The following is a 25,484-nucleotide window of genomic DNA, read 5'->3' as shown; positions in this document are numbered from 1 at the left end:
TAACAGGCACAAAATATGGACTTTGATAAAGAAGTAGACGCGAAAAACTTAAATTGCCCGCTCCCTATTTTGCGATGTAAAAAAGGGCTCAACGAGCTACAGGCGAATCAAGTGCTCAAAATCATGGCGACTGACCCAGGCTCAGTCAAAGACTTCGAAGCTTTCTGTAAGCAAACCGGTCACACACTATTGCAGCTGGACCAAACCGACAAAGTGTTTACTTTTTATATTAAAAAGCGCAACGACGCGCTTTAAATCATGGCAAAGAAACTTGCCCTCATCGCCTCCAAAGGTACACTCGACTGGGCTTACCCACCGTTTATTTTAGCCTCTACCGCAGCAGCCCTTGATTATGAAGTCTGTATTTTCTTCACTTTTTATGGGCTTACCCTACTTAAAAAAGACATTTCAGATTTAAAAGTCTCGCCCCTTGGTAACCCAGCTATGCCTATGCCTGTACCCATGCCCAATTTTGTGCAAATGCTACCGGGGATGGAGAGCATGGCCACCAAGATGATGAAGCAACAGATTGCAGACAAAGGCGTGGCCTCGATTGAAGACTTACGCCGCGCTTGTTTAGAAAGTGGTGTCAAGCTGATTGCCTGTCAAATGACAGTCGATTTATTTGATTTTAAACGCAGTGACTTTATTGAAGGCATTGAAATCGGAGGCGCCGCAACGTTCTTTGAGTTTGCCGGCAATTCGGATGTCAGTTTGTTTATATAGGAGTAATCCATGGGCAAAGGTGCAAGACTTTCAGAAAAATGGTTTAACCGTGCATTATGGCTAGTCGCGTTCGTATTTGCTTGGTTTTTGCTGGGTTTAGGCTCAGCCGTTATCCACGATTTACCACATGTAGAGCACACATATTCAATAGAGGATTTTGTCGACCACGCGACAATTGATCCACTGCGCGCGCAGTTAGAGGCGCTCCAACCGCAGCACAGAGAAACCAGCGACAAATTAGACCAAGCGCAGCTCACGCTGAATACGCGTCGCAATGATTACCAATCGACCAGACGTACCTTTGAAAACTGGCTAGCCACGCGTGATGTCACCCAGCAAAACCAGCAAGATGACGAGTTAGTCAAACGCACTGCAGCACTCGACCAACTCAAAGCACTGGAACGTGATGCTGAAAAAGCCGTAGAAGCACTCTCCAAAACACAGCTAGACCAGAACCAATCCGAATCAAAAGTGCGGGATCAAGTAAAAGCACTTGAAGACACCGCCTATCAACAACTGTATGACGCCAACCAAAAACAAGCGACGCGCGTATTTCTCTATCGCCTATTGCTTGCTTTGCCGCTGCTTGCGCTTGCCGCATGGCTCTTTGCCAAAAAACGTAAAACGCCTTACTGGCCATTTGTATGGGGCTTTATTATTTTTGCGCTGATTACTTTTTTTGTTGAGCTTGTGCCCTATTTGCCCGATTACGGTGGTTATGTCCGCTATTTAGTCGGCATTATCATGACGGTGCTGGGAGGCAAGTACGCGATTTCTGCCCTACAGAAATATTTGGAAAAACAACGGTTGGCAGAAGCGCAGCCACAATTAGTGCGCCGTGAAGAGTTGAATTACGATACCGCGCTGACTTTGCTGAATAAAGGTGTATGCCCGGGGTGCGAACGCGGCATTGATTTAAAAGATGCTAGAAATGATTTCTGCCAGCACTGCGGTATTGGCCTGCACAATAAATGCAGTAGCTGTGGCACACGCAAAAGTGCATTTAGCAAGTTTTGCCAAGGCTGTGGTGCAAGCGCTAATCTTTCACAGGCAAATAATTAGATAGCGCATTTTCAAGCGATTCGCTTCACTTGAAAGTAATGAAAGTGACTTCATGAAGTCACTGATTATGTTTTTTGTTGCTCGGTAAGGGCTTTCAAAAACTGTGCGACATCCCACTCACATCCGGCACATCCAGAAAGTGCGCCTGTCCGCCTTGAGATAGCCTCTTGATCGAGGCCTTGCATAAACAAGTCATAGATTTGACCACGGGTGGTGCCACTACAGGCGCACATCACCTCATTCGTGATATCGTCGTCTGTACTCATACGCTAGTCAGCACGGGCTGGTGCTGCTCCAGGAAACCATTCGGTATGCTGCTCGCCATCACGCCCCCAATAGGTGACGCGCTGACCACGTAAGAAAGCCATATAACCTTGTACGCCAGCTTCCATGGCACGTCGGGTAAAGTCGCGATAATGCTGATGATTGTGCTGACTATCAAAAATGGCTGCTTTTAGCCCTGCCAAATCAAAATTGGCGGCAACAGCCGGTAGATGCTCATAACTAATCGGTGTGGTGACTACATCTCCACTAGCGCTGTAAAAAGACTTGCTCCGGCTAACGTAGTCCACGTGATAATACTCAACGCCTGTTTCCATCAACTGGCGCACCACCTCAGGGAAAGCAATTTCACCAGCTAGCGTTGCACGCGCTACATCAGCTACGATTTCTGTGTTCATGCAACCCTCCTTTTGCTTACGCCTGCGTTGCGCTGCCAGCTACTTCAGTTTAACCAGCTGTGTCTCAAGCTTTTGCAAACTTGCACTGAACTCAGCCACACGTGCTTTTTCTTGCTCCACCACTGCGGCAGGCGCCCTTGCCACAAAGCTTTCGTTATTCAACTTACCGTTGGCTTTGGCGATTTCGCTTTGCAAACGCGCAATCTCTTTACCTAAACGCTCTTTTTCAGCAGCGACATCAATTTCTACTTTCAGCATCAACCTAAAATCACCCGCCAACATCACTGGCGCATCCGCCTCTGGTAAGTCTGCCACTACATCTACGCTCTCTAACTTAGCAAGCGATTTGAGATACGGGGCATAAGCAATTAATTGCTTAGCATCACCCGCCGCAATCAACGGTACTTTAGATGCTGGAGAAATTCCCATTTCACCACGCAGACTTCTACAAGCTTCCACCGCTATTTTAAGTGTTGCTACCCACGCTTCTGCTTGCTCATCCACTTTTTCTAAATCCGCTTTTGGATAAGCCTGCAACATAATACTTTCAGTTCCGCGCGACTTGTCTTTAAGCTCAGTCATCGGGGCAATCGTTTGCCAAATCTCTTCGGTAATAAACGGAATAATCGGGTGTGCCAAACGCAAGATAGTTTCTAACACACGTAACAAGGTGCGACGTGTAGCACGCTGTTCAGCTTCATCGCCTGTTTGAATTTGCACTTTGGCAATTTCCAAATACCAATCGCAATATTGGTCCCACACAAACTCGTAAATAGCTTTCGCGGCTAAATCAAAACGGTAGTCTGTAAAGGCACGCTCCACCTCTGCCTCTGTGCGTTGCAGTGCGCTCACAATCCAGCGATCTGCCTGACTAAACTTACGCCCACCCGCCTCACAACTTTCTGGCCCAAAACCGTTGTCTTGGCCTTCTGTATTCATCAACACAAAACGTGTGGCGTTCCACAATTTATTGCAGAAATTACGATAACCATCACAGCGCTGCAAATCAAACTTAATATCACGGCCAGGGCTGGCCAAAGCTGCAAAGGTAAAGCGCAACGCATCTGTACCATATGCAGAAATGCCTTCCGGAAACTCTTTACGCGTGCGTTTCTCAATCTTTTCCGCATCTTTCGGGTTCATCAACCCCGTCGTGCGTTTTTTGATTAAATCGTCCAAGCCAATGCCATCAATCAAATCAATGGGATCCAGCACATTGCCCTTAGATTTAGACATTTTTTGGCCTTCGGCATCACGAATCAAGCCATGCACATAGACATGCTTAAACGGAATCTGACCAGTGATGTGCTTGGTCATCATCACCATACGCGCCACCCAAAAGAAGATGATGTCAAAGCCCGTGACTAATACGCTAGATGGCAAAAATTGTTTCAATGCTTGATTCTGTGCATCAACTGCCTCGTCACCGGTCCAATCCAGTGTGGAGAAAGGCCATAAGGCAGAGGAGTACCAAGTATCTAATACGTCGACGTCACGCTTTAAATTGCCGGTGTAGCCATCTCTAGCTGCTAAGGCTTTGGCTTCTGCTTCATCATGCGCTACATACGTCTTACCGCTATCGCTATACCAAGCAGGGATTTGATGTCCCCACCATAGTTGGCGTGAAATACACCAATCTTGAATATTGTTTAGCCATTGGTTGTAAGTGTTCACCCAGTTTTCTGGGTAAAACTTAATCTCACCACTCGCCACCACATCCAAAGCTTTTTGTGTGATGGATCTTCCATCGGCAGCAGGCTTACTCATGGCTACAAACCATTGATCCGTGAGCATAGGCTCAATCACCACATTGGTACGGTCACCACGGGGTACTTTGAGCTTATGTTTCTCGGCTTTGACTAAATAGCCTTGAGCTTCCAAGTCAGCCACCACTTGTTTACGCGCAGCAAAACGCTCTAAGCCAATTACATTTTGTGGCAAGTCGATAGACTGCTTGCCTGCACCATCTGCGCCCCAAACTTCCGCTGCTGCTGGCACAAACCCTTGCAGATTGAGGATCACAATCTTATCCAAGCCTTGACGCTGACCGACCATATTGTCGTTAAAATCATGTGCCGGCGTCACTTTTACTACACCCGTACCAAATTCTTTATCCACATAATCATCAGCAATAATCGGGATTTCACGGTTGCATAATGGCAAACTGACCTGTTGACCGATTAAGTGTGCATAGCGCTCATCTTCAGGATGTACCATCACGGCCACGTCACCCAGCATAGTTTCCGGGCGCGTTGTCGCAACGGTTAAGCTAGCAGAACCATCCGCAAGCGGATAGTTGATATGCCACATAAAGCCGTCTTCTTCTTCCTGCACTACTTCCAAATCAGAGACCGCCGTACCCAGTTTCACATCCCAATTCACCAAACGTTTGCCGCGGTAAATCAAGCCTTCGTTATACAAACGCACAAAGGTTTCTGTCACCACTTTGTTCAACCCTGCATCCATGGTGAAACGCTCGCGTGACCAATCTGGCGAGGTGCCTAAACGGCGCATTTGTTTGGTAATGGTGCCGCCGGAGTATTCTTTCCATTCCCACACTTTTTCTAGGAATTTCTCACGACCCAAATCATGACGCGACACACCTTGTGCATCTAACTGACGCTCTACCACAATCTGCGTGGCAATACCGGCATGGTCTGTGCCTGGCTGCCATAACGTATTGTCACCACGCATGCGGTGGTAACGCGTGAGCGCATCCATCAATGTTTGGTTAAAGCCATGCCCCATGTGCAGCGTGCCTGTGACATTGGGGGGTGGCAGCAAAATACAGAAATTATCGCTCACTTCTGGGTTTAAACCAGCAGCGTAGTAGCCTTTGCCCTCCCAAAATGCATACCATTTACTTTCAATGGTTTTGGGATCAAATGACTTAGCGAGTTCGGGGGGTGGTGTGGTTGTATTCATAGCCGCCATTTTAACATAGGCGCGCTAAAGTCTTTTATGCAAGCTTCATGTAGGCCGCAACAAAAAATGTAAGCAGCGAGATAAACACGCCCAACCATTGCAGATGGTTTTTACGTAGCTGTAATGGAGATTTTGCAGAAATTAAAAACAATTGCTGGCCTGCTGGCTTGGCCAATTCAAAACCAGCGGTATGCGCTTGCATGGCATGCGTTGACTGCACTTGCCGGATCGCATCTTGCCGCGCCAGCTCCCACTCGTGCAGATCGATCTCACCATTTAAATCATGGTCGTATAGGTTCAGCAGGCGTGATGGCTGCTGTTTTAGCGCCTTTAAGTGTGCGCTTACTTCCTTATTTAGCTTGGCTGAATCTAGCGTGTCTTTTCGTGTGTCTAACACACCGATCACATAAATAGACTGGTGGGCGGGCAAGTACTCTTCCACATAGCGGTGATTATTTTTACGCCACGTGCGCGCCTCGTAATAAATGACCTCAGCACCATCAGGGTTTACTACACATTGACCACTCTCATCCTCTAATACAAAAGGAGAGCGGCTTTCTTGATAATCAAGCAGGCGATTATCCAGCAGTTGATGGGATTGATGGTTGCCCTGCTGATTTGAAAATACCCAAGCACGAAACCAGACACAGGGAATGCCATGATACGGCGTCTTTAATGGTTTTTCTGTACGGGCTTGACCGTATAGCTCAACATAGCCTTGTGCGGCACTGGCGATACTTGAAATTGGCGCTTCGCTCATCTTAAGAAAGCGCCAATAGTGAAACACACTGGCCAACATACAAACCAATATGCCAAAGAGCGCGATATACAGCCAATAGATACGCGGCACATGGTTGATATAGCCTAGCATTGCCACGGCGATCATCAACCCTAGGCAAATCAAGTTGAATCGTTGGGTTTTAAAACGCTGAAACACTACAAATTAACGCCTGATGTTAGGCATTAAAACGTGCACTGACATCGACATCTTTCAGCTCATCTGCCGCAAACTGCAATAAATCAGCACGCTGGAAGTTAAACAATCTTGCCACGATTAAATCTGGAAACTGTGCGATACGCACGTTATTGACATTCACAGAGTCATTGTAAAACTCGCGTCTGTCTGCAATTTGATTTTCTAGACCTGTAATGCGCTGTTGTAGATTGAGAAATGTTTGATTGGATTTTAAATCTGGATAGTTTTCGGCCACTGCATACAGCCCACCAATGCTAGAAAGTAAAGACGATTCTGCCTGACTCAACTCCACTGCCGAGTGTGATTTGAGCGCTTGAGTCACACCCATACGCGCTTGCACCACTTTTTCTAGCGTTTGAGATTCATGCGCCATATAGGCTTTACAGGTATCAATCAACTTAGGCAGCTCTTCGTTACGCTGCTTTAATAGGACATCAATATTCGACCATGCTTTTTCCACATTGTGGCGAATGGTAATCAAACTGTTGTACACCGTAATAATATACAGCAGCACCATCACACCAATCACCAGCAATACAATCGGCATCCCGAATCCCCTTTATGTTAACGATTAAGCAGTCTGCTCGCCCAAGATATCCGGCTGCACTTTTTCCCAATAGCGGGTAAATCTGGCTAGGCGTTTTAAACTGAGCTCTACATGCGTGAGCTTTTCCTCTTCTTGCCAGATAGGATTAAACGGCGCCAATAACGCTTTGACCTGCAAGTTGGGCGTATTTTGTGAAATCACCTGCCCTACGCCCAACTCTTGCAGCACCGTGCGCGTATCGCCCAGCCAAACATCCACATTGGGCATTTCACTCAGGCAATCTGCCATAAATTGAATGCGCTTGAGGGGCCAATGATCATACAGCGCCTCATCAAAAACAAAGACTTTAGGCATGGCCAATTTGGTCAGCGGATTAGTGGACGAAAGCATTTCATCGTGCACATAAACACTCACCGAGGAGTGTTTAGAAATAGGCGCCTTCTCTGGCATGTTGACCGGATAAGTTTTGGTGACGATAGGCCCATCATCGCTAAAAATCCTTTGATGAAGATTTTCGTAACTATCATCAAATGGACACTCTATTTTGCAAGTAGCGCAGTATTTTTCACCAGTAAATCGCGCTAGGTTTTCTTTATTAAAATAATAAGGTTTTGAGCTAAACGTGCTGGCTACCCATTGCCAAGACAAGTGATTCGAAGCCTTATCACCATCCAGTAATTGTGCTTCAAACCAATCGGCAGCTCTACGCCAATCTACCTTTAACCAGTGAATAATATATGCGGCAAACCACATACGCCCGTGGTTATGCACATAGCCTTCGTTGAGCAGTTCACGGACCACTTCATCCATACAGGGCAAGCCGGTGATCCCCTGTGGAATAAACGCGGGCAGCATATTATTTCCAAGCGCAACTTTCGGCTCTTCCATATCGCTCATGATGGCATTGCCATGTCGGTACCAGTTTTGACGCCAGAAATCCCGGTAGGCCAACTCCTCCACCAGCTTGGCACCCTGCTTACCAAAATGTTGTTGAATGTGATCCACGGTTTCTTTTACCGTCAAACAGCCATGGCGTAAATAAGGGGATAAACGGGTGACGGCACCATTGATAAAATTGCGGTTACGCCCGTAAGCACTGGCATTCACTGCTTGCAGGCGCGTGAAAGCTTGCTTTCTACCGCCTTGCCATGCATCAATCAAGTTCCTACCTTTGGCTTGTGGAAACATGCGTCGAATGTACTGTAGACGCTCAATTCTATCGTCGGGCAATATAAGCTTGAAAGAAGTCGCCATTAATTTTTTATTCGTTATAAATGAGTGAGTTATATCGAGAATCTTATCCATTGTCCACATATCGTTCGTAATTTGCAACCATTTCAAATTAATTCATTAAATAAACCTGCATCTCGGCAAGCCCATTTAAAATAATGCTAAGATTCATGTGCTTTTACTGCTGAAAAGGAATGTAGCAATGGAAACAATGTGGATATGGGGAGCACTGGGCCTTGCACTACTTGCCGCAGAAATGGCTACAGGCACTATCTATTTATTATGGTTTGGCATTTCCGCCTTATGTATGGCCGTTGCAGTTTGGGCATACCCTAACTTGCATTATGGTATTCAATTTGCCATGTACGCACTGCTTTCCGTCACCGCGTTGGTCATTTGGAAGCGCTATTATAAAAAAACCGAAACACACTCACGTGTGGGACAATCTCAGGGCGAAGAAATCGGACGAATTGGTACGATTACACAAGCATGTGGCCCAACCCAAAATGGGGTGATTCAGTTTACACAAGGTGTGATGGGCAGCCGTGAATGGACCGCCATTAGCACTGTGTCATTAGAAGTCGGCCAGCAAGCGCAAGTCACTGCGGTTGAAGGCAATATGCTCAGAGTCATCGCACATTCGTAACCCATTACTGCATCTCTTATAAGGAATCTCGTCATGCCAGAATTTAGTATTATTCTTATACTTCTAGTGATTGTTGCCATCATCAAAGGCGTACGCATTGTGCCCCAAGGTGAAGAGTGGGTAGTAGAGCGCTTAGGTAAATTTGCCGGGGTACTCAGCCCAGGCTTACACGTCATCAATCCGTTATTCAGCAAGGTAAGCTACAAAGTCACCACCAAAGACATCATTTTAGATGTGCCACAGCAGGAAGTGATTACGCGCGACAACGCTGTGATTCTGGCCAATGCCGTGGCGTTTATTAAAGTATCGAGCATTGAACGCGCAGTCTATGGCATTGAGAACTTTCGCGAAGCCATGCGCAATATGGTGCAAACCTCTTTGCGCTCTATTATTGGTGGCATGGATTTAAACCAAGCCCTCACCTCGCGTGATCGCATTAAAGCTGAATTAAAAACGGCGATTGCAGATGAAGCATTGGACTGGGGACTCACAGTAAAATCTGTCGAGATTCAAGACATTAAACCCTCCCCCAACATGCAAGAAGCCATGGAAAGACAAGCAGCGGCAGAGCGTGAGCGTGTGGCAGTCGTGACAGAAGCCGAAGGCGCAAAACAATCGCTGATTTTAAATGCAGAAGCGCGCTTAGAAGCAGCGCGTAAAGATGCGGAAGCACAACTAGTGGCAGCTAAAGCGTCCTCTGAGGCAATCCGACTGATTACTGACGCTGTCAAAGAAAACAATACTTCGGCGACTTTTCTATTGGGCGACCGCTATATTCAGACCATGCAGAAAATGGCAGAATCCAACAATAGTAAACTGGTTGTTGTCCCCGGAGATATCATCAGTGCAGTGAAAAATCTAGTGGGTGGCGGTAAGTAGTAGCGCTATAAGGTGTGGCTAAGCATCTAGATTTAGCCACACACTGTACAAGCAGCATCACGTGCTAGTTTAATCGTACGCCATTCCGCCGTCAGCGCATCCAATAGCAACAAACGTCCTTGCAGCGATTCACCAATATTCAGCAACAACTTTAATGCTTCTGCCGCTTGCGCGGTACCTATCATACCCACCAGCGGCGCAAATACACCGTTATCGGCACAACGCATTTCCTGATCGCTACCGGTATCCGGATACAAACAGTGATAACACGGGCTTGCAGCATGACGGAAATCAAACACAGTAATCTGCCCTTCAAACCGAATGGCTGCACCAGATACCAAAGGTGTTTTGTGCTGAAAACATAGACGATTGAGTGCGTAACGCGTAGCAAAATTGTCTGAACAATCAACAACAACATCGGCTTTTACAACTAGTGCCGCCATTTCAGATTCCGTGGATTTTTGCTGGACAGTGTGCACCAGCACATCCGGATTTATTTCAAATATCGCTTGTTGCGCAGACACTGCCTTATTGGTACCCACAGACTGCGTGGTGTGAATAATCTGCCGCTGCAAATTGGTTAAATCCACCGCATCAAAATCACAAATGGTGAGTGTACCCACCCCACTGGCTGCCAAATACATGGCCACTGGCGAGCCTAACCCGCCGGCTCCCACAATCAACACATGACTTTGCGTGAGCTTGTCTTGGCCATCATATTCAATTTGCGGCAATAGAATGTGACGGCTGTAACGTAGTAGTTGAAGATCATTCATGATTAAGGCAATCTTCCTGCGGCCACCATACGATTCATAATTGAGCCTGTGGATAGCCAGCTGACCAAATCATCATAAGCGTTTACTCCATCAGCAAAACCATGGTTCACAAATGTACCATCGCCATTTGAGTTTTCCTGCTCATCTAAACTTACAGGTGGCAAAATTGCACCATTTTTTCCACGAGAAAAAACCAGTGTCGGGACATTGGCTGACTCAGTCACCGCACAAGTGTTATCAGTGCATACCCTGATGATACCCGCACCAGTGCCTGCAGTATTTAATGTAAAGTTAGTTGTAAAAGCATTATTGACTCTGTATTGGTATGCTCTATTCCAAGGGTCAGTTGATTTTAGCCCCAGTGTAACCCATGGTAAGTTGCCTCCTGTAGAAGCTGCATTGCTCGCATTTGCACAGGGGTCTTGAATGCCATCCCCAGTAACATCTGGGCAAGGCAATCGTCCATTAATCACAACAAAACCTAACAAAACATCTTTAATTTCGTCCAAATCTCTGCGCGCCTCTGCGTTTCTACTTTGATCTAACTGAGCAGATAATGGCGTAAGGAAGGCCGATACCAGAAACCCCACAATTACTAATACTATGGCTAACTCAACAAGCGTAAATCCTCTTGAAGAAAAAGAAATGCTTTTTTGACTTGTTATCATATACATCTCAATACATCTGCATTGCTAATTGCTGCATTAAAAGTTGCATTACCCACAAAGCTACTATTATTGGCTACCGGGGTTGCAAAAGCTGCCAAGTTTGACCCCTCAAGGTAATTAGCCACGGTATTCTTATCTACTACTGTAGCTCTTGACTGTATTGCAGCTCTTTGCCCGCCAAAAGCAACCACTCTTGTACACGCTGGCGTTGCAACCCCATCTATCAGAATAGGCGCAGGTGCTGGAAGGGCAGTAAGCAACAACATTTCACTCCAATTCTGACAAAATATTCGATTAGTCGCATTGCTGGTGGTATTACAATCGATATTGGCAGTTCCTTTATTGCCTGATATGGCAACTGTTTGAAGATGCGCTTGAAAACTTACATCATCTAGCAACGCGCTAATTTGATTGGAGAAATCTACTCTTAAGATTAAAGGACGAAAAATATCTGCCGTCGTAATGAAAACAAAACCATCATTATAGAAATCGTTTTTGGCAACAACAAATCGCTTATTATTTGTGTTTAAAGCAGCTCTATTATTGACGCTACCCAGAAAATAATTCACTTCTCCAAATACTGAATTTACAGCATTGTATGTATCAAGATAGTTTCTCGCATCATAATTTCCGCCGCACTGAGGTGTATCAACATTCGTCAGCAATCTATTTTGGCCTGATAGTAAAACATTGGGTGCAATAATCACGGCCGCTAAATTAATTGCTAATAAACTTCCATCCTCTTGTATAACATCTATCTGGCCTAGCGTATCCCAGTTCAGAACTGTAGTTTGTGGACTGGTTTTAAAACGCCCTGAGACAGCATACCAAAGACACTCCCCCCATCCATCTTTCAGTGCAGGCATCCCCAAGCTCCGCCAAGGCAGCTTGCCTAATAATGAGATATCCACACCGCCAGCCATCCCACTCTGACTACCTTCAGAAATCGCTGCTGAAAGCTTTAGATCAGGATTAGGCAAATAAGCGGAATCCACAACATTTGCTTGTATCGTAAATCCTATCAGCCCATCTTTTGCCTCAGCTAAGGCTCTTGCACTCTGTTTATCACGTTCGATTTTGATTGTAGTCGGGTTCAGCAAGTTTAATAAAAACCCAGTGAATGCCAGCGCAATCATAAAGACCATAATCAACATGGCCAAGCCTTGTTGATTAGGGCGTACTCTCATTGCCTATACTTCCACTCTCGCCCTGCACGCCTCTGCGTATTTCTCTCACGCGATTAGATTCAGGATCATAAGTTTGCCCGGCCTTTAACGACAGCACTTTGCCTGTGGCATTGATTTGGATAGGAATGCGATTCTGCTGCGTTGGTAAATGCCCAACCGTCACCTCATCATTTTTCGTGCCTTCTTGCACTGCCTGACGGTTTACCCATACCGTGCCTTTTTTTCCATCGCTACGTTTGACATACCCTTGCACCTCTACCGCGTTTGGCGCAGCCGCAGGCAGCATTGTTTGCGTGGTCGGTGTTTCCACTTTTTGCGGCACAATTTCTTTTTTGGTTTGACGTAAACGATCTAAATTTATACGATCACTTGGCGTGCTGAATAAACGCCCTAGCCCAGCATCTGCGGCCTGTACATGCCAGCTAAACAGCAACATTAAGAGAATAAGTAGCCTCATAGCGGCGTCCTTAGCTGTGGGTCTCGCAACGTAATCCAATCAATATCACAACTTGCATCCAAGTAATCGGTGAGCATGGTGGGATTGATTTTTGCCCTTGAGAGTTTCGTCACGGTACATTCGCGTACGATAAAGCCGGTGGATTGCGCGCGTAAGTTGTCCAGCAAGGTCAGTAAATCACCTTCGTGCAGCAAGCCAAAATTTAAACGCATGGTGGAACTATGCAAGATAAAACTACCCAGGTTAGACAAATAGCTGGGGTGCGTTGTTGCTTGCTGGCTGATGTTGTAATCAATGCTAAACAGTTTGTGTTGCAGATGAATCTGCCTTAACGCTTCTATCCATTCAATTCGCCGCTCTTCTCCAATAAATCCTGTAGCGATCAACTGCTGATACAGCGGAAGATACTGCACAATCATTTCCCGCTCTTGCCCAGATGATAAGTATTTTTGGCGTGCTTGATTTAGTTGAGTGCGTTGCTGCTCAAGTGCAACTCTTTTTTCATCATGATAATTCTTGGCATAAAACGCCAGTAAGCCTACAACGACTAACGCAACCCCTAGCCATAATATTGGAGCTTGTAAGCGTTTCCAATCTTGTTGATTGAGCATCATCTGGCCACCCCTGTTTCCACCATTGGCTTTAATACCACTTTCAACTTAAACATGGCGGGCACTTGTTCGGATGTATTTTCATCCAGCGTGCTCCCTTGCAAACTGGCAAATGAACTGGCATTGACTGGTTCTTGCAACACCATTACCTGCTCTACTTTGGGGTTATTTTTAATCTGCGCAACAAATTGATTCACACTGTTGAGCGCACCACGGTAGTCCCCGTTAAAGTTACTGAGCGATGCACTGACAAATGCAATTTGACGTAACGTTGCGGCCTGAGAAGTCGCATTGTTGGCGTTAGGCTCACGCGCTTTCTCTGCATCCTGCACCTCCACGTTGTCGGTTTGCATCCAACGCAGACGTTCGATGGCAATTTCTGGCGACGTTTCTAGCGCCCCACTCAACACACGCATCATTTCTTCCGGCGTAATGTTGTATTGCTTCACGCTTGCAGCCAAATCCACCGCCGTTTTTAGCTCGGCACTAGGGATAGGCGTGGTGGGGAAATTACTCGCCACTTCCTCGTAGCGCTGCTGTTGCGCATGTGTCTGTAGTGCAAGCTGTTCAGTTTCACGCGCATCCCAATTGGCTTGCAGAAAACTATAGCTGGCAATGCCTATGCCAATCAGCGCCACTGCAGCGGCAGCAATATAAATCGCCTGCCGTAACTTGTTAAGATGATAGGCCTTGGTTAATTGATCTGGTGCTAAATTGGCGGGAATGTTGCCATTGGCCAACAGCTGCATGTGCAGCAGCTCTGGGTGTTTAAGTACGAGATCTGGCGCAATATTGATATGTTTGGCATAAGCCAAAGAATCCACAATTTTGCATTCCATGCCCTGCTCTTGGCTAATGCTTCTACCGATTACCTCACTCTGATTATCCGAAGAAGGCATGACCAACTGTAGCTCGGTGTGATCGGTGATAAAACGCTGGCTAAGCAAATACAAACGTGTTTTTTCTATCTCCACTAAGTAGAAATAAGCCATTTGATTAGGCTTCACATCCACAATGGGCGCCAAACGGCTCATGCGCAAATGCCCATTGTGTAAATAGGTTTGGCGCAGGCCAGAAGACAATCGCTCGCATAGCAAAATATTGGGCGCCATTAACTTCATTTGCTGCACAGTGTATTGGCTAATCATCGGCAGTAAATACAGGCCCACCAGCGGCACTTGATTCCCTTGAATCACACCCATCCAACCTTGTAAAAAGTCGGCGTTATTCAGTGCAACAAATAGGAAGTTATCATCGCGTCGCTTGTCTTTATCTTGGCTGATAAAGTGGGCAGTTCTAAACAGGTTATTACGATTAAACTGATTCAGCTTGCGCTCAAGTAGCTCGGCTCTAGCGCCACCGGTGGTATGCGGCAGACTCTCTAGGCGATACTCCTCTTCAATGGCATCCGCGATCAAATACACATTCATTTTTGCATTTTTTTTGATAAACGCATCAAATGCTTGATAGCCATCTTCGGTGTTGGCAAAGGTCTCGTAGTAGTGCAGACGCGTGCCAAACCATACCCCTGCTGTCAGGTGGTGGTTAGATGCGCATAAAATCAATTTAGAAATAGCCATTTATATCTTCATCGCACTAAATGAGTCATACACCGGCAACAGTACGGATGCCATGATGAATAATAATACTAAGCCCAGAATAATGGTCAATGCAGGCTCCAGCAATTTGAGCATTTTTTGCATCATGTCATTGACGTCACGGTCATAAAAATAGCTCACGTTCATGAGCGATTTATCCAGAGCGCCCGTGTTTTCGCCAATTTTAATCATACGCACCACCAGCGGTGAGAATAAGCCTGCATTCTGAAAGCTTTCACTCATGCTATCGCCCGCATTGATTTGCCCATGCACACGATTCAACGAATCTGCAATGACACGATTGCCTACAATTTTTTCGCAGGTTTTAATGGCATCCAATACCGGAATGCCGGTTTGATACATCAATGCAAAATAACGCGAGAATCTGGCCATTACAATCTTATGCAAAATCTCACCCGTTAACGGCAATTTCAATTTCAGGTAATCAAATTGATAGCGCGCACTCTCACTAGATTTTAACAAAGAGAACACGCCAACGACTGCGGCGGCTATGAGCAGCAATATCAGCCACCAATAATGCACAAATGCGTTGGATATGGCGATTAATAGCTTAGTATTCCAGGGTAGCTCTTGCCCCAAGCTGTTAAGAAATTTCACCATTTCCGGCACCAAATACACCATCAGTATAATCACCGCTGCCGATACTACCACCAGCAAAATCAATGGGTACATCAATAAACGCTTGGTTTGCGCAAACAGCTCATCCTGCCACTTTAAGGTATCGCTTAAGTTATTGAATACCAAAGGCAACTGCCCAGTTTGCTCACCCGCCGCCACTAAGTTAACAAACACCTCGCTAAACACATTGGGGTAATCTGCCAGCGCTTGCGATAGCACTTTACCGCCTTCTACATCTGCAACTAAACCGCCGATGACTTTTTGAAAATAAGGGTTAGTGGTACTTTCACGCAGGTCATTCAAACCTTCTAACAGTGGCACGCCGGAACTGGTGAGTTGTTCTAGCTGAAAACAAAACATCACCAAATCGCGATTACTGACACGATTGCCAGACAACACTTGGCTTGATTTACCGGAAGACTTAAACGTGATGAGATCCAAACCCATCCGTTCAAGGCGGATTTCCAAATCCACCTCATTGACCGCATCCATTTGACCACGTGCGTAGCGACCAGACTTATCAATTGCTTTGTAATTGTAGGTAGCCACAGTGCGTTAGCAGTTAATGCTTAATTCTTGAAGTTAAGTCAATCACACGCATCACTTCGTCGATGCTGGTGTAGCCCTCTAAAATACGACGCACGCCATCATCCGCTAATGTGACAAACCCTTTTTGCAGCGCAAGTTTACGCAACTCATCCAAATGTGCGCGTCGCGCGATCAGCGCATCCATATCGCTGTCTACACGCAATAACTCAATAATGGCCATGCGGCCTCTAAAGCCAGTAAACCCACAGCGTTTACAGCCTTTGTGCCTAAAAATCTGTACTGCCTCAGACTGGCTTACGCCCAAAATTTTGCGCTCATCATCACTGGGCTTTACTGCCTCTTTACAATGCGGACAGAGCACACGTACCAAACGTTGCGCCACTACACCAATGATATTGCCTGCCATGATCTCCGGCGAAATACCAATATCCAGCAAGCGCGGGAAGGTGCCTAAGGCAGAGTTGGTATGCAAGGTACTGAACACTTGGTGACCAGTCATGGCGGCACGAAACGCCATGGTGGCCGTATCCTCGTCACGAATCTCACCCACCAAAATAATATCCGGGTCTTGCCGCATAATAGAGCGAATGCCGTTGGCAAAATCTACTTTATTCACTTCCGCCACCGAGGTTTGACGCATCATGGTGACCGGATACTCCACCGGGTCTTCCAGGGTCATGATATTCACAGCTTCGGTATTCAAATGTGAGAGCAATGAATATAGGGTAGTGGTCTTACCACTACCGGTCGGCCCTGTGACAATGACGATGCCTTCCGGGCGCGTCATCATGAATTTGAGCTCATCCAGCGTATTGGTTCTCAGTCCCATGCGTTCTAGCGGAATGATGGATTTTTCGCGGTCGAGCACCCTTAATACAATATTCTCGCCATTGATGGTGGGGTGTGTGGACACCCTGAAATCAATCGGACGGCCGCATAAATTCATATTTAATCGGCCATCTTGCGGTGAGCGCGTCTCAGCAATGTCCATACCGGACACCACTTTTAAGCGCACCGCCACCCCCGGCCAATAGGTTTTATGCAAACTACGGACTTGTTGCAGCACGCCATCCACGCGGTAGCGAATACGTAAAAACGCATACTCGGGCTCAAAGTGAATATCCGATGCGCCACGCTTCACGGCATCCATAAGCAAGGCACCCACTAAACGCACCACTGGCTGTGTGTACTCGTTGCCATTTTCAGACAAGCTTTGATAGTCAATCTCGCCAGTTTCAATTTCCCGCAGAATGCCATCTACCGAAAGTTCGTAGCCATAGAACTGGTCTATAAACTCTTCCAGTTGCGCTTCTGCTGCCAATACCGGTTTGAGCTGAATTTGCCCACCAAGCATCGCTCTGAGCTGATCTAGCGCTACCACGTTAAACATGTCCGCCATGGCCACCACCATGATCTTGCTGGCGTCGTCATAAGAGACGGGCAATACGTGATAACGTCTGGAGAAGTCTTCCGGCACCATGCTGAGTGCATCGATATCGGCCACCACTGCACTCAGATCAATACTTTCTTGCCCGATGGTATGTGCCACCAAATCACGTACCATGGATTCAGACACAAAACCCAAGCGTACCAATTGCTTACCCAGCGGCAAATTATTTTGGTCTTGCTCAATCAAGGCAATGCGCAACTGATCCTGAGTAATCAGGCCTTGCTGCACCATTAAATCGCCTAGTCTTAATTTACGTCTTTGTTCTGCCATAGTTATTTATTGCGCTTGAATTGCAGCCATGCGTGCTTGTAATGCTGCAACATCAATCGTGCTTGACTGAGAAGAGGCCACTAACGCCAGTGCTTGTTGATAATAAGGGAGCGCAAGCATTGGCTTGCCCATTTGATCTAAACTCACTGCCAAATTCAATGCATTTTCTGCGCTGGCATTCAATCTAAATGCTTCAAAATATGCTTGTTGCGCCTCTGGCCATTGTGATTGTTCTGAAAAATAGGCACCTAAGTTAGCATAAGCATTCGCGTCGTTAGGGTGCTGTGCAATTAGGTTCTTGAGTTGCAATGCTTGCGTTTGACGATCCGCCGTATTGCCTGCAGTAGCCGTCAGCGCAATTGTATTTTTAGGGTCCGCCTCTAATACTTTTTGGTACCAGCCCAGCGCATCGTCCATACGATTTTGACGCTCTGCAATGGCCGCCATGCCAAGTAGCGCATCTACATTGTGGGTTTCACGTTGTAATACACGTTTGTACAAAGCCTGTGCCTCACTATCATTGCCGGCAACATAAGCGTTATAAGCATTCATCAACACAGGGTTCACGGCGGGTGCAGAAGCACTCCGAGAGACTCTAATCGAAGCACTTTCTGAAGCAATTGTCGGCACCGACTGTGGCACTGTAGAACGCCTAATCTTGATATCACTGCTCACTACATTGATTGCGCGCGGCTCTGCAGACTGTGCCTCCGGCTGCTGTGTAGCAGTTGCAACATGCGTCTTGCTTGCTACAGATTGTGCTGGTGACAGTTCCACTGTTTTTTCTTGTTCAGTTAAAGCTGGGACATCCGCAGGAGGGGTTTCCGCAACAGGCGGCGCATTTGCAGTATGCGGTTGAGCAGCCGCTGACTGTGTTGGGCTGACCGTTGTATTTTGTTGACTCACCACAGGCGAAGCAATAGGGGCTTGCATTTGGTTGAGCTGGTAATAAAAATAACCAGCAATGGATAGCATTGCAAACAACCCAAATAACACAATCCAAACAATCGGCTTGATCTCTGTTGTGGGCGCAGCTTTAGATGCAAATACATTATTTGCACGTTCTGACGTGTGTTCCTCTGAGTAATTGGTACGTGCAAATGCTTGTGTGGCTTGAGCTTGTGCCTGCTCTGGCTCAGTCAGCTCCAGAATAAATGGCGCATCAATCGTGCTTTCCGTTTGCTCATTGGCAATATTACCTGCACTTCTTCTGCTTGTATTTTGCGGCGAAGTGGCGGCTTCTTGCGCAAGCTTCTGCTGCTCAACTTTTTGCTGTTCAGCCTGCGCTTTTTCAACTTGCGCTTTTTCGGCTTTATCCAATGCTTTAATTAATAAACTCATCGCAATAGTGGTAATGCATCAATTACTGATTCGCTTCTTCAAGCACTTTTTCTAATTGTTGGGCAGGTAAATACTGTTTAAATGTTTGCAATTCATCTGACTCTAGACTGGCAAATGGAATGACGGTTGGACGCAAGAAAATCACCAACTCGGTTTTGCGCGTGGCATCGTTTTTACCCTTAAATACAGCACCCACGCCAGGCACATCAGATAAACCGGGGACTTTATCGGTATTTCTGTAAATTTCATCTTGCATTAACCCACCTAGCACCGCCGTGTTACCACTGCCAATTTGCAATAATGATTCCATTTCCCGTACCTGAATCTGCGGGATTAAACTCTGTACCGTGAGTACAGGATTAGGGTCTTGCACAAAGCTCAATACTCTAGATATAGTGGGGCGCACATTGATATTCACATTGTCCGTATCATTAATTTGCGGAGTGACGCTCATGACCACCCCCACAGGTACGGTGTTGGGTGTCGTGGTGATACTATTTAATGTACCACCAACACTACCGCCTACAGTAGACTGTTGCGCTTGCACCGTAAAGTACACCAAGTTATCTACCACCTTGAGTACAGCTGTCTGATTATTGAGCACCATGAGTTTTGGGCTAGACAGTACTTTAGTATCGCCAAACTGTTTAAGTAAGGTAATCGATGCCGCAATATTGCCGATTGCACTGGTCGGGTTTAGATACCCAGCGACAAACCCTGCCGTATTACGTACATTCAGTTGATTCGTACCTCCAGCTGAGAACTGTGCATTCACTCCTGTACCCGTATTCGGGTTAAAGTTGACGTTCGGGTTAAAGATCACACCTTTGGATCCTAGTGTTTGACCAAAGATAAACCCGCTATTATTTGCACCGTTATTCAGACGACTCCAATCTATGCCGGCCTGAAAGCTATCACTCAAGCGCACCTCCACAATCGTGGCCTCAATCAGCACTTGACGCCTTGCGCTACCCATTACCCTATCAATGAATTCCTGCACTTTTTCATGCTGTTTATTGGTGGCACGCACACTAATCACACCTGTTTCCGCATTGGCAATCACATTGGCGGCAAACAAGGTTTTATATTCAGAACGCTGTTCTTTGCGCTGATCGGATTCCGCTTTACTGCTATCTGCTTGTGATTTGATATCTTCTGTCTTCAATTTGGAAGTGTCTGTCTCTTTATCGCCAACGCTACCATAGCGCGTCACAATGACCTCTTTGTCTGTTTCTGCCAACAGCTCTTTCAGGTTTTGAATCAGCGACTCCCACAAATGATTTTTTGAAGTACTGTCTACTGCTGTACTTGAGCTGTTTTTGCTACCGTTACCGCTGGTATTGGTGGTGGTCGTGCTGCCATTTGCACCGGTGCTCGCACTTTGGCCCGTGCTAGAAATCTCTGCCGCCGCGCCAATAAAACCTTTGGTATCACGGTTCATGTTCACGTAATCCACCTTGTAGGTTCTAAGCACTGGCTGATCCGGTGCAATGTAAAGCACATTACCATCCATGCGATACGTCAAATCGACTTGCTTGGCTAAGCGCTCCAATATGGAAGGCAACGTTTGATCGACCGCATTGAGTGTTGCGCGGCCTTGTATTGCAGGATGAATATCAATATTGATTTTGCTTTCGCGCGCCAGCGCAAACAAAATCTCTTTCACCGGCACCTCATTCACCACCACGCTGTAGGTTTGTGATTTGAGAATGGCTTTAGGCGGTGGCAGCTGTGTTTGGCTTCTTACCGGCTTGGGAATAGGCGCCTGTGCAACTTCTGACGTGGATTTTGGCGCGTTGGAAGATTCAATATGCCCGGTAGACGGCGTAACTTTGGTCTGATGCGCACATGCCGATAGCATGGTCACCAGCAAGCAAATAAAATATTTAAACGGGTGATTATTATTAAACACGTTTGACTAACCCCATCACTTAATTTAACTAATAATTTCTCTTGGAGTTTATCGCACAATGGGGGTTAAATTGCAATACTAACTTATTGAAAGTTCTGTTAATTTTCCTTATGCATCCCTTTTGCCAGCTACTTTGTTATCTTTACTAAATTGCTTTGCAATTAATTTACTAAGCACTTTTGTTGGTTTCTTCCAATATCCCACCAATCGTGCGTAACTGTGGCCGGTTTTTTTGCAAACTCACAGGCAATTGTTTCAGCGCCTCGTTCGCTGAAAACCTGTCCACAAAGCCACCATACAACACCGTATAAAACGTTTGCTGATTCACTTTGGTTTGGTACACATAAATCTTATCCCGCTCAATGGTTTGGGCCAATAGCGTCAATTGATTTTTTAATTGCGACTCATCTGATGCCCCCAGTATTTGAATGGTGACCGTATCCTTGGACTGCATGCGCATCCACTGCTGCGTGGCTTGCAACCGTGCTTGTAAAAGGTCAGTGGTGACATCAGATGCAGGCACAGCAGCCACTTCGGCCGTAATCGCCTGCGTATCTGTAGCGGCCTGTGTATTCACAGCTTGCGGTGCAGTTGCAATAATTGCAGCTGGCGGCACAGACTCAGCAGTTGGGGCGACTGGCACTTTCGGCTGTGCAACTGGCGGAGTAACCGCCAGTGCCGCGGCATGGCTGGATGACCGGGCAAATTGTGCCTGATACAGCCTGTGTGCTAAATAGCCCAACGCCAAGCCCAAGAGCAACACACCCAGCAAGCCCAGCAGCAAAAATCTGCGGTTGGCTTTTTTGGCTTTTTCTGCACCAAATTCACTATCGGCAATGGCGGCTTTTACATGCTTAGGCGTCACCAAGTATACGTTATCGGCAAAAGCGGCCAATAACGCTTTATCCGCCAGAATATTCACGCGCCGAATCAAGCCCTCTGCCGCAGCAGAGATTTTTGCAATGGATTTATCACTGAACAAATGCGGGCCAAAATAGCCCGCCGCGCGTAAGCGAAAAATCAGGTACTCACCTACTTCTTTTGGCCGTAACGGCGTGAGGTTAAAACTGTGGGTAATGCGCTCTCTAAGCTGGCGAATGTGCGTTTGATTTAAATTCACATCTAATTCTGGCTGACCAAACAATACCATTTGCAGCAATTTGTGATGCTTGGTTTCCAAGTTAGAAAGCAACCTGATTTCTTCCAGCGTGGCCAGCGGCATGCCTTGTGCTTCTTCTACAAAAATCACCACTTGCTTACCGGCCTCGTGCCGCGACAGCAAATAGGATTGCAGTGCCTGCATCACCTTTAATTTATCGGCATTTTTGGGGAGCTTGACGCCCAACTCAAACGCAATGGCGTGCAAGATATCTTCTGGCGCCACGCTTGGGTTAGCCAAATAGATACATTCTACCTGTTCCGGCAGCATGTTCTGCAGCATGCGGCACAACATGGTTTTACCACTACCCACCTCGCCCACCACTTTTACAATGCCCTCGCCACTGGTAATGGCATATAGCAAAGCATCCAATACGGCACCACGATTGCTGCCGTTGTAAAAGTACTCGGTATTGGGGGTGATTTTAAACGGGGGCTCTTTTAGCCCAAAGTGTGCGTAATACATGTTAAAGCACCCACATCATTATGCGCTGCCCTGCTCTTGTAGTTGAATACGGCTATACAAGGTGGTGCGATTGACGCCTAGCAACTTGGCCGCTTGGCTCAAATTGCCATGTGTGATTTTCATGGCGGCATCAATATACGCTTTCTCCCACGATTTCAGCACTTGGTCCAAACTCACATTGGCCTCTGTTTGTAGATGTTGCATGGCATAGCCAGACAAATCGCCATTATTGGAAACCACTGGACCTTCGCTCAGCTCATTTTGACGCGATAGATCTAACTCGGCAGACAATTGTTGCTCAGTCACGGTTTGGCCTGCATATTTTGCAATCAGGCGGATGATGATATTACGCAACTCGCGGACGTTGCCCGGAAAGTGATAGCTGAGCCAGCGTGTTTTTGCGCGGTCATCCAGCTTAAAGGGTTGTTGCTCGGTCTCACGCGCGTAGAACTGATTAAAGTGTTCTAGCAGCACAATGCTATCTTCGCCTAGCTCGCGCAATGGCGGCACTTTGACAGCAAACACGCTTAAACGATGGTATAGATCAGAACGGAAATGACCAGCTCGCACTTCTGCACGTAAATCTCGATTGGTAGCGGCAACGATACGCGCCTTACTCTTGCGAATCTGCGTCTCACCCACGCGCGCGTATTCGCCATTCTCTAACACACGCAGTAATTTGGCTTGCATTTCCAATGGCAGCTCACCAATTTCATCCAGAAATAAAGTGCCATCGCCCACATCTTCAAAATAGCCGGTGTGCGACCCCGCTGCACCAGTAAATGCGCCCTTGGCATGCCCAAACAAAATAGATTCTGCCAACATAGGCGAAATAGCAGCACAGTTGACCGACAGATACTCTTGCTTACTACGTTTACTAAAGCGATGGAAATTGCTGGCCACACGTTCTTTACCAGCACCAGACTCGCCCTCAATCAGCACAGGGAAAGGCGAATCGGCAAATTGACGAATTTGCATAATGAGTGTCTGCATAGGCAAGCTTTGCCCCAGCATACCGCCATTTTTATCTTCAGATTGCTCGGTTAACTCAACACTTTGTACTTTTAATGAGCTAATCAGCAGGTCTTTTAGGCGCTCTACATCACATGGCTTGGGAATAAAATCTAGCGCGCCTAAAGCTAGCGCATGCTTCACATTCACATCATCACTTTGCCCGGAAAGCACATGGATTTTCATGGTCGGTGAATGCGCAAGCAGCTCGCCAATCATTTTAAAACCCTCATCCGGTTTATGCTGGGATGGCGGCAACCCTAAGTCAACCAAGGCCAGTGCCGGAGGCTCATCCAATTGTCTCAACAAACTTTTGGCTTGCGCACGTGAGTCGGCCACGCACACTTCAAAATGCTTGCTCAATACAAAATGGAGTGTATCGGTGATCAAAGGATCATCGTCGATGATCATTAATATTGGACGTGTTTCAGCCATACTTGCACCCTTAATCGATTTTATTCTTAATGTTAATTGATTAAAGATACTATAGCCTGACATGGCTTAGCCATCAATGTTTAACGGAAAAAACTCAGGTTGGCGCAGAGAGCTACAGGGAATCTGTAAAAGAAAATAAATAGCTGAAATATATCGGTTTTATGTGCTAAATGTCATGGATGTATTGCGCGCAGCTTTTTAGAACAATTCGATTTCGCCTTCTTTGATGTCTTCGGTCAACAAGCCTGCCGCTTTCAAAAGCTCGTAGCTACATATTTGATTGCGCCCATGGTTTTTTGCGTAATATAAAGCAAGGTCAGCACGGTCCACCAACTGTGTCGGTGTACTGTCTATGGTTAATTTGGCATAGCCCACGCTCACCGTGACTTTACCTACTTGCGGAAATTGATACGCGTGTAATTTTTCTGCAAAACGATGGAGCACCAGCTGAATATCCTCTTCTTGTGCACAGCCAAAAATACCCACAAACTCTTCACCACCAAAGCGGAACAGCGGGTCTGACTCTCTAAACGATTTTCCCATCAACTGAGACATTAACAACAACACCTCATCACCAATCAAATGCCCAAACTCATCATTGACTCGCTTAAAGTGATCAATATCAAAAATCGCAATAAAATAATGCAGATGCCCATGGTCATCCTGGCGCATGGCTTTAGAGTGCACGGTAGACAATACTTTATTAATTTTCTGATCAAATGTTTTACGGTTCAGCAATCCCGTCAACGTGTCACGCTCATTGTCATTGAGTAAACCGTTATAGTTTTGATAAATATCCAGCAAATTAATAATGGCTTGCGTAAGGTCAGCATTGGTATATTGCGCCTCAATCACAATGACCGAGTTGCGATAAGCCACCGCTTGCTTTAACGGAAAAAAATGAAAGATGCGGCCATCATCCAAAGTGAGTACGTCTCGCTCACCGCCGTTGTAGCAATCCAGCAGCTTTTGACACAACACCTCTGGAATATCATCACCACCAGCAATGTGCTCTAACGAAATTGCAGAGAGAAATAGCTTGGAAATATCTTTTAAGCGATAAACATGAATAGACTGCGTTTTTTGCTGCACAAACATATCAATCAAATTCACAATGGCTTGCTTCAGCATCTGCTCAAGCGTAAACGCATCGCGCTCTTTAGTAAGCGCAATGAGAGACTCCAAAAACGGATTGACTAAGGCATTTGGCAAAGTATTGGCACACACCGAACCGATATCACATGATGATTATTCAAGACTTAAACCAACAAAGCCTTAAACCCTA

At 46.4% G+C, this 25,484-nt stretch carries 24 protein-coding genes; 5 read left to right on the top strand and 19 right to left on the bottom strand.

Annotation, left to right across the window (positions count from 1 at the left end):
* Nucleotides 1-15 precede the first annotated feature (15 nt).
* The 3 genes from FG11_RS12540 to FG11_RS12530 are packed head-to-tail and all read left to right on the top strand — an operon-like array spanning nt 16 to nt 1,788.
* Entirely contained in the window at nt 16-255 is a 240-nt protein-coding gene (locus FG11_RS12540) for a sulfurtransferase TusA family protein (protein WP_020183452.1), read from the top strand.
* A 3-nt stretch (nt 256-258) separates the two neighbouring features.
* Nucleotides 259-726, top strand: a complete 468-nt coding sequence (dsrE2, locus tag FG11_RS12535; protein ID WP_020183451.1) for a sulfur carrier protein DsrE2 — start codon at nt 259-261, stop codon at nt 724-726.
* A 9-nt stretch (nt 727-735) separates the two neighbouring features.
* The gene (locus FG11_RS12530; protein ID WP_047535448.1) at nt 736-1,788 is read left to right on the top strand and encodes a serine endopeptidase; all 1,053 of its coding nucleotides are present in this window, start codon (nt 736-738) and stop codon (nt 1,786-1,788) included.
* Nucleotides 1,789-1,853: 65 nt separating this feature from the next.
* Here FG11_RS12530 and FG11_RS12525 read toward each other — a convergent pair whose 3' ends face one another.
* Genes FG11_RS12525 through FG11_RS12500 form a run of 6 tightly spaced genes read right to left on the bottom strand, consistent with a single transcriptional unit; the run spans nt 1,854 to nt 8,170 of the window.
* Entirely contained in the window at nt 1,854-2,054 is a 201-nt protein-coding gene (locus tag FG11_RS12525) for a (2Fe-2S)-binding protein (RefSeq protein WP_047535445.1), read from the bottom strand.
* 3 nt (nt 2,055-2,057) lie between these two features.
* The gene (locus FG11_RS12520; protein WP_020183448.1) at nt 2,058-2,468 is read right to left on the bottom strand and encodes a DUF1398 family protein; all 411 of its coding nucleotides are present in this window, start codon (nt 2,466-2,468) and stop codon (nt 2,058-2,060) included.
* A gap of 39 nt (nt 2,469-2,507) precedes the next feature.
* Entirely contained in the window at nt 2,508-5,402 is a 2,895-nt protein-coding gene (locus FG11_RS12515; protein ID WP_047535442.1) for a valine--tRNA ligase, read from the bottom strand.
* Between the two features lie 25 nt (nt 5,403-5,427).
* A complete protein-coding gene (locus FG11_RS12510; protein ID WP_047535440.1) occupies nt 5,428-6,330 on the bottom strand; it encodes a hypothetical protein in 903 nt (300 codons plus the stop codon).
* 19 nt (nt 6,331-6,349) lie between these two features.
* Nucleotides 6,350-6,916: a LemA family protein gene (locus FG11_RS12505; RefSeq protein ID WP_047535438.1), complete on the bottom strand. Its 567-nt coding sequence runs from the start codon at nt 6,914-6,916 to the stop codon at nt 6,350-6,352.
* Between the two features lie 24 nt (nt 6,917-6,940).
* Nucleotides 6,941-8,170, bottom strand: coding sequence for an FAD-binding domain-containing protein (locus tag FG11_RS12500; protein WP_047535436.1), 1,230 nt, complete (start codon nt 8,168-8,170; stop codon nt 6,941-6,943).
* Nucleotides 8,171-8,348: 178 nt separating this feature from the next.
* Here FG11_RS12500 and FG11_RS12495 point away from each other — a divergent pair, with 178 nt between their 5' ends.
* Nucleotides 8,349-8,792: an NfeD family protein gene (locus tag FG11_RS12495; RefSeq protein ID WP_020183443.1), complete on the top strand. Its 444-nt coding sequence runs from the start codon at nt 8,349-8,351 to the stop codon at nt 8,790-8,792.
* Nucleotides 8,793-8,825: 33 nt separating this feature from the next.
* Nucleotides 8,826-9,671: an SPFH domain-containing protein gene (locus tag FG11_RS12490; protein WP_020183442.1), complete on the top strand. Its 846-nt coding sequence runs from the start codon at nt 8,826-8,828 to the stop codon at nt 9,669-9,671.
* 32 nt (nt 9,672-9,703) lie between these two features.
* Here FG11_RS12490 and FG11_RS12485 read toward each other — a convergent pair whose 3' ends face one another.
* From FG11_RS12485 to FG11_RS12425, 13 genes are all read right to left on the bottom strand, one after another.
* Complete coding sequence (locus FG11_RS12485) at nt 9,704-10,447, bottom strand: HesA/MoeB/ThiF family protein (RefSeq protein ID WP_047535434.1); 744 nt, start codon at nt 10,445-10,447, stop codon at nt 9,704-9,706.
* 2 nt (nt 10,448-10,449) lie between these two features.
* The gene (locus tag FG11_RS12480) at nt 10,450-11,115 is read right to left on the bottom strand and encodes a prepilin-type N-terminal cleavage/methylation domain-containing protein (RefSeq protein ID WP_047535432.1); all 666 of its coding nucleotides are present in this window, start codon (nt 11,113-11,115) and stop codon (nt 10,450-10,452) included.
* Nucleotides 11,112-12,269, bottom strand: a complete 1,158-nt coding sequence (locus FG11_RS12475) for a hypothetical protein (RefSeq protein ID WP_152604071.1) — start codon at nt 12,267-12,269, stop codon at nt 11,112-11,114. The genes FG11_RS12480 and FG11_RS12475 overlap by 4 nt, the downstream gene beginning before the upstream one ends.
* A 16-nt stretch (nt 12,270-12,285) precedes the next feature.
* A complete protein-coding gene (locus tag FG11_RS12470; protein ID WP_047535427.1) occupies nt 12,286-12,759 on the bottom strand; it encodes a hypothetical protein in 474 nt (157 codons plus the stop codon).
* Nucleotides 12,756-13,373 carry a hypothetical protein gene (locus tag FG11_RS12465; protein ID WP_020183437.1) on the bottom strand — a complete coding sequence of 206 codons (618 nt, stop codon included), beginning with the start codon at nt 13,371-13,373 and terminating at the stop codon, nt 12,756-12,758. Before FG11_RS12465 ends, FG11_RS12470 begins: the two co-directional genes overlap by 4 nt.
* Nucleotides 13,370-14,950: a hypothetical protein gene (locus tag FG11_RS12460; RefSeq protein WP_020183436.1), complete on the bottom strand. Its 1,581-nt coding sequence runs from the start codon at nt 14,948-14,950 to the stop codon at nt 13,370-13,372. Before FG11_RS12460 ends, FG11_RS12465 begins: the two co-directional genes overlap by 4 nt.
* The gene (locus FG11_RS12455) at nt 14,951-16,156 is read right to left on the bottom strand and encodes a type II secretion system F family protein (RefSeq protein WP_047535425.1); all 1,206 of its coding nucleotides are present in this window, start codon (nt 16,154-16,156) and stop codon (nt 14,951-14,953) included.
* Between the two features lie 13 nt (nt 16,157-16,169).
* Nucleotides 16,170-17,876 (bottom strand): GspE/PulE family protein, encoded by a 1,707-nt coding sequence (locus FG11_RS12450; RefSeq protein ID WP_020183434.1) that lies wholly within the window; start codon nt 17,874-17,876, stop codon nt 16,170-16,172.
* A 6-nt stretch (nt 17,877-17,882) separates the two neighbouring features.
* The gene (locus FG11_RS13335; protein ID WP_052185045.1) at nt 17,883-19,217 is read right to left on the bottom strand and encodes a tetratricopeptide repeat protein; all 1,335 of its coding nucleotides are present in this window, start codon (nt 19,215-19,217) and stop codon (nt 17,883-17,885) included.
* A gap of 22 nt (nt 19,218-19,239) precedes the next feature.
* On the bottom strand, nt 19,240-21,129 hold the full coding sequence (mshL, locus tag FG11_RS12440; RefSeq protein ID WP_047535422.1) for a pilus (MSHA type) biogenesis protein MshL: 1,890 nt from the start codon (nt 21,127-21,129) through the stop codon (nt 19,240-19,242).
* Nucleotides 21,130-21,298: 169 nt separating this feature from the next.
* Nucleotides 21,299-22,753 (bottom strand): AAA family ATPase, encoded by a 1,455-nt coding sequence (locus FG11_RS12435; RefSeq protein WP_047535417.1) that lies wholly within the window; start codon nt 22,751-22,753, stop codon nt 21,299-21,301.
* Between the two features lie 18 nt (nt 22,754-22,771).
* The gene (locus tag FG11_RS12430) at nt 22,772-24,199 is read right to left on the bottom strand and encodes a sigma-54-dependent transcriptional regulator (RefSeq protein ID WP_020183430.1); all 1,428 of its coding nucleotides are present in this window, start codon (nt 24,197-24,199) and stop codon (nt 22,772-22,774) included.
* A 198-nt stretch (nt 24,200-24,397) separates the two neighbouring features.
* Nucleotides 24,398-25,411, bottom strand: a complete 1,014-nt coding sequence (locus tag FG11_RS12425) for a GGDEF domain-containing protein (RefSeq protein WP_051436879.1) — start codon at nt 25,409-25,411, stop codon at nt 24,398-24,400.
* Nucleotides 25,412-25,484: the final 73 nt, after the last annotated feature.

Source organism: Methylotenera sp. N17 (assembly GCF_000799155.1).
Taxonomy (GTDB): domain Bacteria; phylum Pseudomonadota; class Gammaproteobacteria; order Burkholderiales; family Methylophilaceae; genus Methylophilus.
The sequence above is the reverse complement of the archived record's forward strand: the minus strand, read 5'-3'. Positions and strand labels throughout refer to the sequence as shown.